Genomic DNA, 15,753 nt, shown 5'->3' on the forward strand with positions numbered 1-15,753 from the left:
GTCAGGCTCGTAGGACCCAACGGAACCCGCGCGTGGCACCGAGGCCACACTTCACCCAAAAAGCCCCTTTTCGCCGATTTGCGCCATTGCGCCGCCACACGGTCCCCCGAACAATTGACGTGCTGCGTGCCTTTCTGTGCAAGACTGTCCGACAAGACTGGTTCGGGCAGAACCGTTTGGAGGCAGGGACCATGAATGATCGGCGGTCTCTTCTGGTGGCGGTCGCGTGCCCCTCGGCCGTCATGGCCGGCTGGCTGGCGCTCTCTCTGTCCGCCTATGCCCCTGCCGTGATCGAGAACAGCGGCGCCAACGTGGCCGCAATCTCGCGTGCCAAAGACCTCAGCCGTCTCGATCTCGCCGACGTTCCGCGCGCTGCGACGATCGAGGATGGCATTGCGCTGACTGCCGACATCGCCGCCGCCGTAGCCGCGACGCCGGCTCCGGTGGTCACCGAGGCAGCGGCGCCCGAAGTGCCCGCCCCCGCCGTCAAGCTCGCCTCAGCAGATCCGGCGCTGATCCTGCCGAGCGAGCCGCCCACGCCACAAATTCTGCCAGAGCCCGCGCCCGCCGCCAGCGAGGCCGCGCCGGCGCCGGAGCCGGTCAAGCTCGCCTCGGCCGATCCCGCCGAGATCGTGACCACGGACGCATTGTCGTCCGCTTCTCTCGCGACCGGGCCGGCGCCCGCAGCGAGCAAGCCGTCACCACCTGCCGACACCATCGCCGTGCTCGACGAATGCTTCGTCATGGACGCCTGCATCGACCGCTATCTCTGGGCGCTCTACCAGCGCACGGCCAAGGAGGACTCGATCAAGGTGCAGGAGCGCCGTGCCGTCACCGTCAAGCGCAAGGGCAAGATGGTGACCGTGATGCGCAGCTTCACAAAACTGGTCGACGAGGATTTCGGCTGGAAGGATCCGAAGGCGGCCGAGCACGCGAACATGTCGATGATGGACTACGTCATCGGCGGCATGGACAAGAGTTTTAAGCGAAAACTGTTTCGCACGCTGCTCGCCGCCGAAGCCGCCGGCCTGTCGCCGGGCATCACCAGCGCGTTCCGCGACGACTATCGCCAATCGATCGCGAGTGGCCTGAAGGCCGCCTCTGACCGCTCCTATCACGGCGGCAGCACGCGCGGCGGCTATGGCCACGGCATGGCGGCCGACATCGTCAGCACCCAGGGCAATAACCGCGCACAGCGCTGGGTCTCGACTGAAGTGTTGTGGAAATGGGTCGACGCCAACGGCAAGGCGTACGGTATCGGCCGGCCCTATCTCGGCCGCGATCCGCCGCATGTCGGCCCCATCGACGGTGCGGAATACATGTCGAAGCGCGGCACGGCGGACCGCAAAGACGTCGCCAGCGCCAAGCCGAAGAAGGCGCGGGCCGTGGCGCATGCCAAGCTGCCAAAGGCGCAAGCCGCGCGCGAGCAGAAGGGCTCGGCCAGGCCGCAGAAATCCGCGCAATCGACCGGCAAGCGCGCGACCTGAGCCGTTACGACTTGCGTCCCACGGAGGGCAGCGGCACGAGCCGCATCTCGGCCGTGCCAGCCTCTTGCGTGCGCACCAGCACGGCAAACATGGTCTCAACCGCAAGCCGCACCGCGGCCTCCATCGCCTTGCCCTTGGCCAGATGCGCTGCGATCAGGCCGGTGAGCAGATCGCCGGTGCCATAGGGACGGATCGGCAGTCGCGGAGTTGCAAAGCGCGACAGCTGGCCGTCCGCGCAAAGGATCGTCTCCACCTGCCCGTCTGGCGTGTCGGTGAGCGCACAGCCGGTCGCAACGACGTCGATGCGGCCTTCGCCCGCGAGCGCCGCGCACGCCGCGCGCAGGCCCTGCGTATCGGCGATCGTGAGGCCGGACAGCAGCTCGAGCTCGAACTGGTTCGGCGTCGTCAGGTTCGCGGCCGGCAGCAGCCGGTGCCGCACCACATCCAGGATGCCGTCGGCGACATAGACGCGGCCATCGTCCCCGATCACGGGATCGCAGAGATAGACGAGCCTGGAATTGCGGATCAGGGCCCGCTCGACGAAATCGGCGACGGCAGCTGCATTGCCGGGCGAGCCGAGATAGCCGGTCACCAACACCGCGGCCTCGTCGACAAGATCGCGTTCCTCGACGCCTTTCAGGAGATCGGCGACGAGCTCAGTCTCCAGCACGCGGCCGCGCAGGGTCGGATAACGCGGATGGTTCGACAGTAGCGTGGTCGGCACCGCCGCGACGTTCACGCCCTCCGCCTGCATAGCGTAGGCGGCCGCGCTGTTGCCGACATGGCCGTGGACCACCTGGCTTTGAATTGAGATGACGAGCATGCGGAGGTCCGTAAGGTCAATTGCGGTGCAAGGCAAGCGCAACCCGGATCACGAAAAATCGTACCCAAGCCCCGGCCGCAGCGCCCGCATCTTCCGCGCCAGCCGCCGATGCCCCGTCTCCAGCGACCGCGCCAGCCGGCCCGCGACCGCGACATGATCCACATCGCTCTTGTGCTGGTTGAGCTTTGCCTGCCCTTCGACGGTATCGACCACGAGATCGATGACGCGGATCGCCGCCAGCATGCTCTCGCGCTTCTCCGGCTCCATCCGTGCGAGGTCCCAGGGCGCCTTTGGCAACCGCGCCTCGGCGACCGAGCAGCGCATCGCCGTGCCCGCGGTTCTCACCCATCTCCCGCAGATGGGCCACGCTTGACAGGTGTACGGCTTCGTAGAGCCAGGTCGAGACGTTGTCCTGCGAGGCATACCAGTCATTGGAGACGTAGGCATCGTCGCCGGCCACGATCAGCAGGAAGCGTCTCGCACCATCCGCCAGCGGAACGAGCGGGTTCTTCGCAGTGAGGTGGATCTGCACGATCGCGCGCCCGTCGCGCCTGTTCAGCACAAACGGCACGTGCGAGGCTCGCGGTCCGCGCTCATCCGCCGCTACGACCACGCCGAAGCCGCGTTGCCCGGCGAATTCCAATGCAGCCTGCTCCTCGATGCGGAATTGGGGACGGAGAACATGCATGGCGCGGCGCTCGATTGGCTCAACGAAAGACGATGCGAGGCTAAACCATCATGCGCCGAGATCGGAAACGATATTGGGCCGCAAACGCGGATATCAGGATTGATTTCGGCGCCGTGCAAGCTCGCCGAGATAGGCGCAGAACATGTCGGCCAGTCCGTCAGCATGGCGTGCGATCTCCGCTTCGCTGCGTTGCGTCTCCGAGAACCTCTTGCCGACCTCGCTCAGCGTCGTCGTGATCAATTCGCCGGCGAGAGCGCGCGTCGCGTCCGTTGCCCTGGGCAGCGCCTCCCGCATGAACGCCGCGACGATTCCCTTGCCGGCAGCCCGCGCGTCCTGCGCCTCGGGCGCATCGCGATAGAGCGGAGCGGCGTCGCTGAGGGCGGTGCGGATCGCGGCCTCCTCGCACTCCGAGCGGATGAAGGCGTGGACCAGCGCGCGCAGCCGCAGCGGCGGCGCTTTCGCGCCGTCCGCGAGGATGCCGCCCAGCATGTCGCCCGTGCGCCGCCACTCATCGCTCTGGAGGCGGAACAGGATCGCCGCCTTGTTCGGAAAGTATTGATAGAGCGACCCGACGCTCACCCCGGCCCGCTCCGCCACCCGCGCCGTGGTGAAACGCTGCGCGCCCTCCTTCGCCAGGACCTAAACAGCCGCATCCAGAATGGCCGCGACCAGCTCCGTTGAGCGCGCCTGTTGCGGCTGTTTTCGTGAGGAAACTGAACGGCTTCGACGATCGGCCATGGCGCCCTTGGGCAATGCGAATAGCGAATGCGACGAATTAGTCGTATTTCAGCTTCCACGCAAGCACACGCTTCGCCGCCAACTCTGGAGACCTGGAATGACCACCACAACCATCACGTCGCTTGCGCCGCTGCTGGAGCGCCTCTTCAACGAAGCCGAGGCCGCAAGCGGCGCAACACACGCAGCCGTCGCGGATCTGTCCGATACCGAGCGGGCTCGGATGCTGCGGAGCAAGACCGACTACCGCGATCTCTATGGACGCCTGAAGGACGCCCCGCTCGCGGTCTCGCGCGGGACCGGTATGCTGCTCTACATGCTGGCGCGCAGCTCCCGCGCCAAGGCGATCGTCGAGTTCGGCACCTCGTTCGGCATCTCGACGCTGCACCTTGCCGCAGGCTTGCGCGACAATGGCGGCGGCCGTCTCATCACCAGCGAGTTCGAGCCGTCGAAAGCCGCGAGGGCGCGGGAGAACCTGTCGGCCGGCGGGTTGATCGACCTCGTCGAAATCCGAGAGGGCGATGCGCTGCAAACCCTGCGTGCTGATCTGCCTGATACGATCGATCTTGTGCTGCTCGACGGCGCCAAGGCGCTCTACCCCGAGATCCTGGATCTGATCGAAGGCCATCTCCGGCCGGGCGCGATCATCGTCGCCGACAACGCCGACGACAGTCCCGACTATCTGGCGCGGGTGCGTGCGCCTGGTAGTGGCTACATGTCCACGCCCTTTGCCGAAGACGTCGAACTCTCCGTGCGGATCAACTAGCGCCGCCCCGAACCACCACAAGAGCTTGAAGCCGCCGCACGCTTCATCGCGCGGCGGCTTCAGCCTGTGTTCCCGACGTGTCGCAGGCGCGTCACTGACACGTGATAATGGTTGACGTCAAAAGCCGCGCTCCGCATGCTAAACATACCTACCGCGCGGTATCTTTCCCCGCCGCCATGCCCGAGCCAGATATGACCTCCGCCTTCAACGCCTATGCAGCGCTTGCCCTCGCCATCGTCTTCGAGGTCACCGCGTCCGCCTTCCTGCAGCAGTCCGCGCAGTTCACGCGGCCGTGGCCGACGCTCGCCATGGTGCTGTTCTACGTCGCCTCGTTTTATGCGCTGTCGGTCGCGATCCGGGTGATCCCCTTGAGCATCGCCTATGCGATATGGGGCGGCGTCGGCATCATCCTGACCGCAACCGTCTCCTTCGTGCTGTTCCGGCAGATGCTGGACGCTGCAGCCTTCGTCGGCATCGGCTTGATCGTATCGGGGGTCGTGATCATCAACCTGTTCTCGGAGACGACGGTGCATTGATGCCGGGAAACGCCTATACCCGCGCCAAGCAGCCCGAACAGGTGCGGCGCGCCCTGCTCGATCACGCCGCGGCCATTGCCACGGACCATGGGGTCGCCGGCGTCACAGTGCAGGCGGTGGCGGGGGCGGCCGGGGTCACCAAGGGCGGACTGTTTCACCACTTCGGCAGCAAGCAGGCCCTGATCGAGGGCCTGTTCGCCGACCTGCTCGCCCGCGTCGATGCCGAGATCGACGCCGCCATCGAAGCCGATCCAAAGCCGCGCGGCAGTTTTACGCGCGCCTATGTGAACGCCGTGTTCACCGGCAAGGCCTTCGGCTTCACCACGCCATGGGCGGCGCTGAGCATGGTCGTCGTGACCGATCCGTCGCTGCGCCAGCTCTGGAACGACTGGATGAAGGCGCGCCTCAAGCGCCACCGCGCAACCGACGGCACGCCCGAGCTGCAGATCGTGCGCCTCGCCGCCGACGGCGCCTGGCTGACCTTTGTCACGACCGGGCAGACCCGCATGAGCGCCGACTTGCGCGCCGTGCACGACCGGCTGATCGCGCAGACCCATCGGCGCGCGTAGCGGCTCTGTTCTACCCTCCGTAGCCCGGATGGAGCGCAGCGTAATCCGGGACAGTCTTTCCGTAACCACCAATCCCGGATTGCGCTGCGCTCCATCCGGGCTACTGGTCACCTCACGGCGCCGTCCTGATCTTCGCGCGCAGCGATGCCGGTTCCACGATCCCCGGCAGGAAGCTGAAATTCGCAGAGGTCTTGCCATCGACCAGCGTCGCGAAGTTGTGGCAGCTGACGCATGAGCCCGGACCCGCGGGACCATTGCTCAGATAATTCTGGATGTAGGTCTCGAGTGTCATGTTGGACAGCATGCCCGGCACGGCGTTGGATGGAATCGGATTTGGCGGCGTCGGAGGTTCGACATTGCCGCCCCATTGCGTGCCGACCAGCATGTAATTCCCGAACACGCTCTTAAGCGAGCCGAGCGCCATCCGCCATTGCTCGTTGAGGGTGCTTGTTGTCGGATAAATCCTCCAGCAGCGCACGGCCTGCGGCTGCGCGGTTGCACTGGTGGTGCCGCCTTGCGCATAAGGCTTGCGCGGATTCCAGGGGAAGGACGTCTTGCTGACGCCGGGCGATTGCGGCGAGATATTGGTGCCGAGGCTCGACGGCGCGCCGGTGTTGAAGAACGAGAAATGCGCGCCCGGGGCGGGACTCGCGGGCCCGCAGCTCGGCTGGTTGATCCAGTTCGTGGCCTTGTCGGTGCCGCAGCCATCCGCGACGTTGCAGGGCGCGTTCGCGAGCGGCGCGTTGTCGACATGCTCGAACGTCGCCCAGATCCATTGCGGCCGCAGCGCCGGATTGGTCTTGTCCAGCGGATTGCGCTGGAGGATGTGCATGCCGACGAGCCCCACCCGCTCGCTGCGACAGAACGGACGGCCGTCGCGCACCAGATCGCCTGACACCGCAAGCAGGATGTTCTGGGTGAAGAACTTTGACGGATCGTCCTTGGACGGATCGAGGATGCGCCAGGAGGCCTTGATCTCGATCGAACCGGTGGTGCCATCAGGGACCGTGGCCGACGACGTGAAGTCGGCGCCGCCAGGATTTTTCTTGATGAACTCTTGCTGGCCCGCCCTCGTCGTCAGCGTCTGCGACTTCTGTCCGCCGGGCGCGCGCAGATATTGCGCCTCGATCTCGTTGACGCGCCGCTCGAACAGCGTCCAGTTGCCGTTGACGTCGATCAGCGGCTTGTTGGTTGCGGCCTGCAGATATTCTTCATTGTTCGGCATCGGCTGGCCCTTGCCGTTCGAGCCGATATGGAAGATCGGAAGCGGCAGCGCCTGCGGGCAGCCGGCGATGACTGGCGCGTTGCCGAACAGCGAAGAGACCGTCGGATAGGTCTGCCAGACCCGCCGGCCTGGCTGCGTCAGTCCCTGTGCTGGCGGCTCCTTGACGCCGCTCGCCACCCAGTTGAGTGCGACGAACATCTGCCAGGCCATGTTGTCGAACGGCGACTGCACGTCCGCCTTCTCGCTTTGCGGCGGCTGGCCGTAAAGGCCGTTATACCCCTGTGTTTCTGCAAGGCCCGGATCGGGGCCGATATAGGCCGGCACGATGGAGCACAGCCCGCCGGTGCCGTTGGCGCAGAACTTGGCCTGCGGAATATAGGGCGGCGCCGCTTGCGGCGACTGCGCGGCCGGCCGCAACGGCGCTGCCAGCATCGCCGCAGCGAACGCGAGCGACGTCAGGGCCAAAGACTGCCAATGCTTCATGGGAGGTCCTCACGGATGCCAGCTCAACCGCCCCGCCCTCGCCGAGCTCAAATGTGATGTGCGACCGAATCCCGAGACAGGTCCGACGGGATGTCGGTTGCTTGATAGACTTAAACTACTTCAGGTTTAATACCATCTCATGGCAGCACAGACAATCTCATTCTATTTGTAATTGAGATTGCAATCCCAATCGCGCGGGATCGTCTCTGGCCGTGCCTAGTGGCTCTGCACTGGCTTGGGCGGACGTGGCGCGGACTTGGACGGCTTTGCACCAGGCTTGGCCGCGGCCCGCGGCGGCGGCGCATCGACCGACTCCAGATACGCGGCGAGCGCCTTGGCGGAGTCGGAACTGGTCGCGTAATGGTCCTTCAGGAACCAGGACAGCGTCAGGCTGAAGCGCCCCTTGGCAAGGCCGCGCGGGCTGCGGTGGCAGGTCGCGCAACCGTCGGCAAACAGCTTCTCGGGCGACTTGCCGGCATCGAGGTTTTGCGCGGAGGCAACCGTCGCCGTCAGTGCGGCGGCCGCAGCAAAAATCATAAGGGGCGCGATCAAACCGCGCCCCGGTCGGAATAGCGATATCAATGTCGTCCCCCAGCCCGTCCCGCGGTCACGCCGCCAGCAACTGATCGAATTCGGATGGCGCATAGGCCTTGCCGTCCTGGTCGGTGATCACGACCTGCCAGCCCTCGCTCGCCCACACTTTTGCCTTCGCCACGATGAGTAGCCGGCTCTCGCGGGCAAAACTGTACTTCGCATTGTCGCGTTCTGCGACCATTTTGTAGGCCAATGCGCATCCCCTTGCGTTGCCCTGCACCCGCCCCCTCGTGGCAGCGGGCTTTGGCGGCAATTCGCCGGGAGCGTGGCAATTTGGTGCCATCCGCAGGCAGCATTGTGCTTGGCGTCCGACGGAGGCTGATCGTGCGCCCGATCATGAATGCGATTCAGCTGGTCGCGGGCTTGCTCGGCATCGCTTCGACTGGCGCGCCGGCAGCGGCGTAGACCTACGATTCGCGCTACCCGTCTGCATCGAGGTCTACACCATCGACGGCAGCAATATCGATTGCAGTTTCACGATGATCGCGCAGTGCGCCGCGACGGCCTCCGGCCAGTCCGCGCAGTGCTACGTCAATCCCCACGCCGCCCAGAGCAGGCAGCAAGGCCTGGCCCCGTCGCCGCCGCGACGAAACCGATAGCCTTAAATCCTCGCCCGATCAGTGGACGCGGATGATGTGGGGACGGCCGAGATCGATCAGCCCCTGCACCGCCGAGAGACGGTCGTCGAGGGCTGCGATGGTGAGCAGCAGATTGTTGCGGCGCTCGTCGAGCATGCCCATCTCGGCACCGGTCAGCTTTGTGCTCATCCGTTCCTTGTGAATCCCATCGAGGGATTTGCGCAGTCCGGCGATCAGGCCGGCCAGCTGCTTGGCCTCTTTGGTCATCGACCGCTTCGCGACATTCTGGCGGCGCGTCTCCGCCTGGCTCTGTCTCATCGTCATCCTCCCGTGCCCCGCTGCCCCGAGTGGATGCTTACATCTTTGGGTACACATCTTACGATCGATGAAATCTGCCGGCGAAGAACTTTCTTAAATTGTACGCGCAGGGAACCCGTATCAAATCAGCAGAAAGCCCGGCGCGAGGGCCGGGCTTTCCTTTGGGCTTGCTAGCGCTTCTCGTGACCGCCGCCGGGGCCGCCGGCCGGGCCACCGCCACCATGTGGCGCGGCATTGATGCGCGGAGCGCCGCCACCGCCATGCGGCGCTGCAGGCGCAGCGGCACGCGGCGCCGGCATCTGCGCACGGGCATTCATCGGCGCACCGTGGCTCGCATTCGGCTGCGCGACATGCGGCGTCGCGGGCCGTGCCGCAGGTGCAGCCGACACACGCGGTGCTTCATGCGCACGTGGCGTCGGCTGGGCACGCACCGCGGCGCGGCTCGCGGCCTGTTCGCGCATCATGCGCGCCTGAGCATCGCGCGGATTGCGAGTCTGCACGTTGGTCCGCTCATGCGCGATGCGCTCGCTCCGTCCGGCACGCATCCGGTCGGCAGCAACCGCTGCGTCGCGTTTCGTGATCGCCGCGTCACGCTTTGTCGTGATCGCCGCGTCACGCTTTGTCGTGATCGCGGCGTCGCGCTTCGCGATCGCAGCGTCGCGCGTGGCGATCGCAGCGTCACGCTTCGTGATCGCGCCATCGCGCCGTGAGGTCACAGCGTCACGTCCGGAGATCGCGGCAGCACCCCTGCCACGCACGCCTTCGCGTTCCAGTGCGATGGCCGCGTCACGCGTTGCCGCACGACCGATACGGGCTGCGCCCGGGTCGATCGTCATCCGCGTCGCCAAGCTCTGATGCGAGGTCCAGTAATTATTCCAGTAGGCGTGGCGGCGATACCAGGGTCGCCCCTCGTAATAGCTCGACCAGTACGAGGTCAGCACGAACGGGACGACGGGCACGTCGATCACGTCGACATAGTCGGGGAGATAGACGTAGTGATTGCGGTAGAGATATTCGAGATATTGCGACGATACCCAGCCGCGATCGTCGGAGAAGCTCACGTCGCACCAGGCATTGCCGCGCAGGCAGCCATGGATGTTGACGCGAGCGCCCCCGGGGACGCGATCGACCAGGGGAAAGCCGGAGCCCGGGCCGGCGCGCAGGCCGGTCGAGACGGTGACGATGCCCGGTGCGGCCAGCGCGGCCGTCGGGGCAAGCAGCAATGCTGCAACCAAAATGCTTCTGAGTTTCATGGCGTGCTCCTCCTCTGCGAGACGGAACGCGCAGGCGGAACGAGCGTTCCGCGTGTTATCATCGCAGCAGCCGAAAGATTGAGGGCACGCCCCGCGCGGAGTTCAATATTCATCCGCCATTCATCGGTCCGGCGACCGTTGCGATCGCGGCGTCAGTTCGCCGGCAGCATGAAGGCGTCGAAAAACGCGGCAAGCCCGGCAAAGTCGTCGAGCGGCAGCACGCTCGCGACATACTGGTCCGGCCGCACCACGACCATGCAGCCGGCCGGCCGGTCGATGCCGCGCATTGCAAAAACATCGTGGCCGCTCTTGAGATCCGGACAGAACATCTTCTCGTAGTCGATCAGGCCATAGCGCCCCTTGCGCGGGAGCAGCAGCGGCGGCATCGCCTCGACGGCGAGCTCGCGATGCTCCTGCTGAAACACCGCGCGCAGATCGATCACGCTGTCGGTGTCGGCGCCAGCAGGCGTGTATCGCCGGACCGGCGACTGCCTCGTCTCCGTGAGAAAATTGCACAAGGCACGAATGGCCGAGCCCGACGCGGCGGGATTCTCGGCGGGCGAGAACGCGTAGATGCGGAAGCGGCCATCCGCCTGCGCGGCGTGGCCGAGATGCACCGGCTTGGCATCCGCAAGCCGGATCACCGGTGCGGAATGGAAGCGCTTGCCGATCACGAGACCTTCGGCGAGGTGCTGATGTGACGTCGCGCCGGTGAGAACCGAAGGCTTGTAATGCGTCGCGGTACCGGCCGTGTAGCGGCCGTGCCGGACGAAATAGTCCTGCGTCCTGGCTGCATCCGCGCCGCCGGCCTTGGCGGCCGAAGCGAGAATCCCGGACCATTCCCGATCGAAATCGATCAGCTCCTTCGCAACCGCCTGCCGCTCCGCCGAATAGGAATGCAGCAGTCCCGGCGCACATTGCCTGCGCAGAACAGCGGCGAGCTTCCAGCCGAGATTGAAGACGTCCTGCATCGAGACGTTCATGCCCTGCCCGGCCTTCGGGCTGTGGGTGTGGCAGGCATCGCCGGCGATGAAGATGCGCGGCAGGCGCGAGGCGATCTCCGCCTCCGGCACGTCGTCGAACTTGTCGGTCAGGCGCTGGCCGATCTCGTAGACCGACCACCAGGCGATCTCCTTCACGTCAAGCCTATGCGGCTTCAAGATCCGCTGCGCTTTCGCGATCACGTCCTCGGCGGTGATGTTGCGATTGGCAACGCGCTCGCCGACATCGAGCTTGGCGAGCTCGACATAGATGCGAACCATGTAGCCGCCTTCGCGCGGAATGATCAGCAGGCTGCCGTCCTTCGCCGACTGGATCAGGGACTTGAAGCGGATGTCGGGAAAATCGGTCACCGCCAGCACGTCCATCACGCCCCAGGCATGGTTGGCGGAATCGCCGTGCAGCTCCCGGCCGATCGATTTGCGCACCGTGCTGCGCGCGCCGTCGCAGCCGACGACATAGCGCGCCCTGATCGTCTCGACCCTACCCTCGTTTCCGGCATCGACGCGTTCGAGCCGCACGGTCACGGCATGGTCGGCAGGACCTGCGGCCGGATCGACCTCGAGGTCGATCAGGCGGCGACTGTAATAGGGCTCGAGCTTGCCGGGCGCCTTGCGCATGATGTCGAGAAAGCCGTCATGGATGCGTGCCTGGTTGAGGATGAGGTGCGGGAATTCAGACAGCCCGTCCTCGACGTCCTGCACCCTTCCGCTGCGGACGATTGTCTCCGGCATGCGCTCATCCGGCTTCCAGAACGTCGTCTCGTTGACCCAATACGCCTCCTTCAGCACGCGCTCGCTGAAGCCATAGGCGTGGAACATCTCCATGGTGCGGCAGGCGATGCCGTCGGCCTGCCCGACCAGCAGCCGGCCCGGCTTCTGCTCGACGATACAGGTCTTGATATCGGGGAATTGCGCGAGCTGTGCGGCGAGCGTAAGGCCCGCGGGCCCGCAGCCGACGATGAGGACATCGACCTCGTCAGACACGGCGCCCGCTGCGCCCGGGGCCTGAACGCGCTCGGCGGGATCGGCGATCTCGGGGTCTCCAGGCTGAAATCCATTGAGATGGAATTGCATGAGCACCTCTCCCGTCAACGTCTTCTTCGATATTGCTCAGTATGCTGACTATCAGTATACTTGTCAATGATCCGCACCGTCCCTGCGCTCAAGGAGAATTCGGTGAAAGACAACAATGACATGCCCGGGCATCTGGCGCGCCGGTTCCAGCAGATCGCGGTGGCGGTGTTCCTGGCCGAGGTCGGGGATGCCGGCTTCGACCTCACACCGGTGCAATACGCCGCACTCGCGACCATCAAGGCCAATCCGGGGCTCGACCAGGTGACGCTCGCAGGCCTGATCGCCTATGACCGCACCACCATCACCGGCGTGATCGATCGCCTGGTGCAGAAGGATCTCATCGAGCGCCGTGCCAGTCCCCGCGACCGCCGGGCCCGCGAACTCGAGATCACCGACGAGGGCCGGCGCGCGCTGCGCAAGATCACGCCGGCAGTCGAGTCCGCGCAGCGCATCATGCTGCGCGGCCTCAGCGCGAAGGAAGGCGAGGAGCTGATGCGGCTCCTGCGCAAGGCGATCGCCGCCGGCAACGAGCTCAGCCGCGCCCCACTGCGCGAGTGAGCCAATTTTGTACGTAATCGTCGCAGTGCGGCGAAACCTGGAACTAACCTTCGGCTGCTACGGTCGGCCCCATTCGGCGCTTAACGCGCGATTAACTTTGCCGTTCGGGAGTTTTGGATGTCCAGGTTCATCATCGTCGCGGCGGCCATCGCGCTCTCGGCCGTCCCTGCGCTCGCGAACGGCCATGGCGGCGGCGATGCCCCTCCTCCGCCCAAGCCCGAAGCGACGACCGCACCGGCCAAGGTAGTCCTGACCAAGCAGGGCCCGAAGCTGGTCGATCTCAAGGGCATGACCCTCTACACCTACGAGCGCGACACCACCGGCAAGACATCGAACTGCAACGGCAAGTGCACCGAGACCTGGGTGCCGCTGGCCGCAACCGCCGACGCCAAGGCCGTCGGCGACTTCACCGTGATCAACCGCAACGACGGCAGCAAGATGTGGGCGTACCGCTACCGCCCGCTCTACACCTCGCCGGCCGACAAGGCGCCGGGCGACGCCAACGGCACGGCCACGACCCTGCAGTGGCACGTCGCGCGGCCTGAAAACTAGGGCGAGAACGGCGCGAGTCCGTCGGGCCTGCCCATGAGCTTCGCGTGTGCTGCGGAATCGGCCGAGGCATAATTGACCTCCGGATTCCAGTGCAGCGCGACGTACAGGACCATTCCGGCCAGGATGGAGCCATAAAAACCGAACGTGGCCAGGCGCCATTTCCGCACAATGCGGCGGTCGTTCTCATTCAATGGATCAAAGTATTTTTGCATGATGCCTCCAATGGCAACGAGCCATCAAGGCATAGCGCAGTCGGAGCCGATCGGCTGTGAAGCCGTTCACCCGTCACCGCTTCAAAACGATGTGATCGTTGTCAGCGTCCTAGCGCGCAAGCTCCGACGGCACCGGCTTGAACACCGGCATGTTCGCGCTTGCCTGCAGCGGCTTGAGTTCTGCGTTGACCACCACGGGTCCGGTCATGAGCCAGGCCGCTGCCACGGCCGCGATCACCATTCCCGCACCGAGCGCCGCAATCTCTTTCATGTTTCCGTCCTGGCGATCAGTTGCTGAGGATGACGCCGTGCTGGCGTCGCGACGGATGGTCGGCGCCGACCAGCGCGTTCGGATCGGTCGCGATCACCACTTCCGGCAACGGCACCGGCTCGAGGCCGGCGAAGCGGCGATAGAGCGCGCCCATGATGGCGCCGCAAAATGCCGCCGGCAGCAGGAGAGCAGCGAGGATCGGCACGACCAGTACCAGCAGCAGCACGCAGGCGAGCGCCGTCACGCCTCCGATCGCCGCGTATTCCCACGCGCTGCGGCGGCTCATGGCCCGCGCAACGTGATGCACGCAGAGCATGAAGATGCTCGAAGGAATAACCGAGACCACCATCATGACCATGAAGGTTTGCGCCGGGATCACGGCCGCGAAGATATGAGCAGTGCTCTTGTCTGCGAAACCGTTCATCAGGAGCGGCACCAGCGTGTAGGGCAGCAGCGTTGCGAGCACCGTCGGCATCAGGGCCGCGATCGCGATGCCGGCGATCGACGTGCGGACCCGGACCGGTCCGTCGAATACGATTGGCGGCGGCACTGCCGGTGCATCAGCGGCGGCGGCCACGCCGGTCGCGCGCGCCACCGGACTGAGACCGGCAAATTGGCCATAGAGGAATCCGCCGATCATTCCCGCGATCGTCGGCAACAGACCGATCGTCACCACCGTACCGTCGCCGGGTGCGGCCAGCTGGATGTGGTTGCGGATGGCAATGGCGTAACTCGCCGCGGCCATGACGCCGCCCATCAGCCCATAGGCGAGCCGGCTCGAGATTGTCCATTGCCGCAGCACGACGTGCCCGGCAAACAGGAAGGCCGCATTGATGGCCATGCGGCCTGCGAAGAGCACCAGGATCTGGTCCGGCGCCGGTGTGCCTGCGGGATCGGTCACCTGCCCGCCCGCGATGGCAAAGACCATCAGCACAGCTTCGACGATGGCGAGCGGAATCAGCGCGGCCAACAGTGCGCGCGGCGAATTCTTGACGAGATACATGCGAGCAACCCCTTGCTCGCTGCACGCTAGACGCGAAGCGTTACGGCTCGGGCAAGACAATGGATAAAATTGTCGGCAAGCAGCGCTCCTCGCCCGAACGCCCTATCCGCGCCAGCGCGCGCCTGGTCCGGCCTGCGCATTCTGTCCGGGCGGCAGCACCACGACGGTCGAATTGAGCTTCACCCGGTCGTAGAGATCGATCACGTCCTCGTTGCGCATTCGGATGCAGCCCGACGAGATCGCCTGCCCGATATATTCGGGCTGGTTGGTGCCGTGGATGCGGTAGAGCGTGTCCTTGTTGCCGACATAGAGATAGATGCCCCGGGCGCCGAGCGGATTGGCGGGACCACCGGGCACGCGCGCCGGATAGGGTCCAAGCCGCGCCTGGATGTCCGCCGTCGGCACCCAGTCGGGCCATTCCGCGAGGCGGCCGACGCGCGCGACGCCGGAGAAGGCCATCGCCTCCTCACCGACTGCGACGCCGTAGCGGATCGCCTTGCCGTCGGCCAGCACGAAATAGAGGTAGCGCGCGTCGGTATCGACCAGGATCGTGCCCGGCATCTCCTTGCGCGGATAATCGACGATGTGACGCAAATACTGCTCGGGCACGCTGGCCTGGGCGTAAGGCGTGTGCGCGAGCAACTGCCGGTCGCGCGGCGTCATGCTCGCGTCGGTCGACGGCGAAAGCGTCGTCTGCATGCAACCGCCCAGCGGCAGCAAGGCAACGACGAAGAAAGCGAGAACAGATTTTGGCACCACCGGCCCCCCGATAGCGGAATAGCAGCACCCCCAGCACCGCTAGATGCTGCCCAAATCGTGCTGAAAACAAGGCAAGCCGGAACAATTGCGCGTGTTCGATCGGCCGGGTTCCATCACCACAAACGGCGGAGGAGCGTCGCATCATCTCCATGCCCTCGCCTTGCTTTGGTCAAACCCGGCTGGACTCGTGCGTCATCTGCCCGGGCACACCAGGTTGGATGGGGCTCACCTCAACAGATCGGCTCGCGCCAATGCGAAACGACGAAGG

At 65.5% G+C, this 15,753-nt stretch carries 19 protein-coding genes and 1 pseudogene; 7 read left to right on the top strand and 13 right to left on the bottom strand.

Translation table 11 applies throughout. From position 1 onward, the window contains the following. The first annotated feature begins 191 nt into the window (after positions 1–191). Positions 192–1,487: a M15 family metallopeptidase domain-containing protein gene (locus tag N2603_RS24530; protein WP_260384176.1), complete on the top strand. Its 1,296-nt coding sequence runs from the start codon at positions 192–194 to the stop codon at positions 1,485–1,487. A 4-nt stretch (positions 1,488–1,491) separates the two neighbouring features. On the opposite strand, the gene pdxY is transcribed toward N2603_RS24530, so the two are convergent. The 3 genes and pseudogenes from pdxY to N2603_RS24545 all read right to left on the bottom strand — a co-directional run bounded on the left by pdxY (position 1,492) and on the right by N2603_RS24545 (position 3,634). Further along, on the bottom strand, positions 1,492–2,310 hold the full coding sequence (gene pdxY, locus N2603_RS24535) for a pyridoxal kinase (RefSeq protein ID WP_260384177.1): 819 nt from the start codon (positions 2,308–2,310) through the stop codon (positions 1,492–1,494). Between the two features lie 48 nt (positions 2,311–2,358). After that, positions 2,359–2,998, bottom strand: a pseudogene (locus N2603_RS24540) (FMN-binding negative transcriptional regulator). 93 nt (positions 2,999–3,091) lie between these two features. Further along, the gene (locus N2603_RS24545) at positions 3,092–3,634 is read right to left on the bottom strand and encodes a TetR/AcrR family transcriptional regulator (protein ID WP_260424243.1); all 543 of its coding nucleotides are present in this window, start codon (positions 3,632–3,634) and stop codon (positions 3,092–3,094) included. A gap of 199 nt (positions 3,635–3,833) precedes the next feature. Between N2603_RS24545 and N2603_RS24550 the strand changes: the two genes are divergently transcribed. The 3 genes from N2603_RS24550 (at position 3,834) to N2603_RS24560 (ending at position 5,604) form a co-directional block, all read left to right on the top strand. Next, positions 3,834–4,499, top strand: coding sequence for an O-methyltransferase (locus N2603_RS24550; RefSeq protein ID WP_260384178.1), 666 nt, complete (start codon positions 3,834–3,836; stop codon positions 4,497–4,499). A 191-nt stretch (positions 4,500–4,690) separates the two neighbouring features. Next, positions 4,691–5,035 carry a DMT family transporter gene (locus N2603_RS24555; protein ID WP_018644652.1) on the top strand — a complete coding sequence of 115 codons (345 nt, stop codon included), beginning with the start codon at positions 4,691–4,693 and terminating at the stop codon, positions 5,033–5,035. Beyond that, positions 5,035–5,604, top strand: a complete 570-nt coding sequence (locus N2603_RS24560) for a TetR/AcrR family transcriptional regulator (RefSeq protein ID WP_260384179.1) — start codon at positions 5,035–5,037, stop codon at positions 5,602–5,604. The genes N2603_RS24555 and N2603_RS24560 overlap by 1 nt, the downstream gene beginning before the upstream one ends. Positions 5,605–5,716: 112 nt before the next feature. Here N2603_RS24560 and N2603_RS24565 read toward each other — a convergent pair whose 3' ends face one another. The 3 genes from N2603_RS24565 to N2603_RS24575 form a co-directional block, all read right to left on the bottom strand. Next, positions 5,717–7,312 carry a hypothetical protein gene (locus tag N2603_RS24565; RefSeq protein WP_260384180.1) on the bottom strand — a complete coding sequence of 532 codons (1,596 nt, stop codon included), beginning with the start codon at positions 7,310–7,312 and terminating at the stop codon, positions 5,717–5,719. A gap of 216 nt (positions 7,313–7,528) precedes the next feature. After that, complete coding sequence (locus N2603_RS24570; RefSeq protein WP_260384181.1) at positions 7,529–7,849, bottom strand: hypothetical protein; 321 nt, start codon at positions 7,847–7,849, stop codon at positions 7,529–7,531. Between the two features lie 70 nt (positions 7,850–7,919). Continuing rightward, on the bottom strand, positions 7,920–8,126 hold the full coding sequence (locus N2603_RS24575; protein WP_018644656.1) for a hypothetical protein: 207 nt from the start codon (positions 8,124–8,126) through the stop codon (positions 7,920–7,922). Between the two features lie 259 nt (positions 8,127–8,385). Between N2603_RS24575 and N2603_RS44960 the strand changes: the two genes are divergently transcribed. Then, positions 8,386–8,505, top strand: coding sequence for a DUF3551 domain-containing protein (locus N2603_RS44960; protein WP_425249006.1), 120 nt, complete (start codon positions 8,386–8,388; stop codon positions 8,503–8,505). 18 nt (positions 8,506–8,523) lie between these two features. Here N2603_RS44960 and N2603_RS24585 read toward each other — a convergent pair whose 3' ends face one another. The 3 genes from N2603_RS24585 to N2603_RS24595 form a co-directional block, all read right to left on the bottom strand. Continuing rightward, complete coding sequence (locus tag N2603_RS24585) at positions 8,524–8,802, bottom strand: hypothetical protein (RefSeq protein ID WP_026312244.1); 279 nt, start codon at positions 8,800–8,802, stop codon at positions 8,524–8,526. Between the two features lie 170 nt (positions 8,803–8,972). Further along, the gene (locus N2603_RS24590; protein ID WP_260384182.1) at positions 8,973–10,055 is read right to left on the bottom strand and encodes an SH3 domain-containing protein; all 1,083 of its coding nucleotides are present in this window, start codon (positions 10,053–10,055) and stop codon (positions 8,973–8,975) included. A 152-nt stretch (positions 10,056–10,207) separates the two neighbouring features. Then, positions 10,208–12,130, bottom strand: a complete 1,923-nt coding sequence (locus N2603_RS24595; RefSeq protein ID WP_260384183.1) for an FAD-binding monooxygenase — start codon at positions 12,128–12,130, stop codon at positions 10,208–10,210. Positions 12,131–12,232: 102 nt separating this feature from the next. On the opposite strand from N2603_RS24595, the gene N2603_RS24600 reads away from it, so the two are divergent. Both N2603_RS24600 and N2603_RS24605 read left to right on the top strand, forming a co-directional pair. Beyond that, entirely contained in the window at positions 12,233–12,688 is a 456-nt protein-coding gene (locus tag N2603_RS24600) for a MarR family winged helix-turn-helix transcriptional regulator (protein ID WP_026312246.1), read from the top strand. A gap of 117 nt (positions 12,689–12,805) precedes the next feature. After that, a complete protein-coding gene (locus N2603_RS24605) occupies positions 12,806–13,240 on the top strand; it encodes a COG4315 family predicted lipoprotein (protein WP_018644662.1) in 435 nt (144 codons plus the stop codon). On the opposite strand, the gene N2603_RS24610 is transcribed toward N2603_RS24605, so the two are convergent. From N2603_RS24610 to N2603_RS24625, 4 genes are all read right to left on the bottom strand, one after another. Next, positions 13,237–13,452, bottom strand: a complete 216-nt coding sequence (locus tag N2603_RS24610; protein WP_260384184.1) for a hypothetical protein — start codon at positions 13,450–13,452, stop codon at positions 13,237–13,239. The genes N2603_RS24605 and N2603_RS24610 overlap by 4 nt on opposite strands. Before the next feature lie 109 nt (positions 13,453–13,561). Continuing rightward, positions 13,562–13,723: a hypothetical protein gene (locus N2603_RS24615; protein WP_260384185.1), complete on the bottom strand. Its 162-nt coding sequence runs from the start codon at positions 13,721–13,723 to the stop codon at positions 13,562–13,564. Positions 13,724–13,739: 16 nt separating this feature from the next. Further along, on the bottom strand, positions 13,740–14,726 hold the full coding sequence (locus N2603_RS24620) for a hypothetical protein (RefSeq protein WP_260384186.1): 987 nt from the start codon (positions 14,724–14,726) through the stop codon (positions 13,740–13,742). Between the two features lie 102 nt (positions 14,727–14,828). Continuing rightward, the gene (locus N2603_RS24625) at positions 14,829–15,425 is read right to left on the bottom strand and encodes a L,D-transpeptidase (RefSeq protein WP_260424244.1); all 597 of its coding nucleotides are present in this window, start codon (positions 15,423–15,425) and stop codon (positions 14,829–14,831) included. Positions 15,426–15,753: the final 328 nt, after the last annotated feature.

The organism is Bradyrhizobium huanghuaihaiense, assembly GCF_025200885.1.
Lineage (GTDB): Bacteria > Pseudomonadota > Alphaproteobacteria > Rhizobiales > Xanthobacteraceae > Bradyrhizobium > Bradyrhizobium huanghuaihaiense.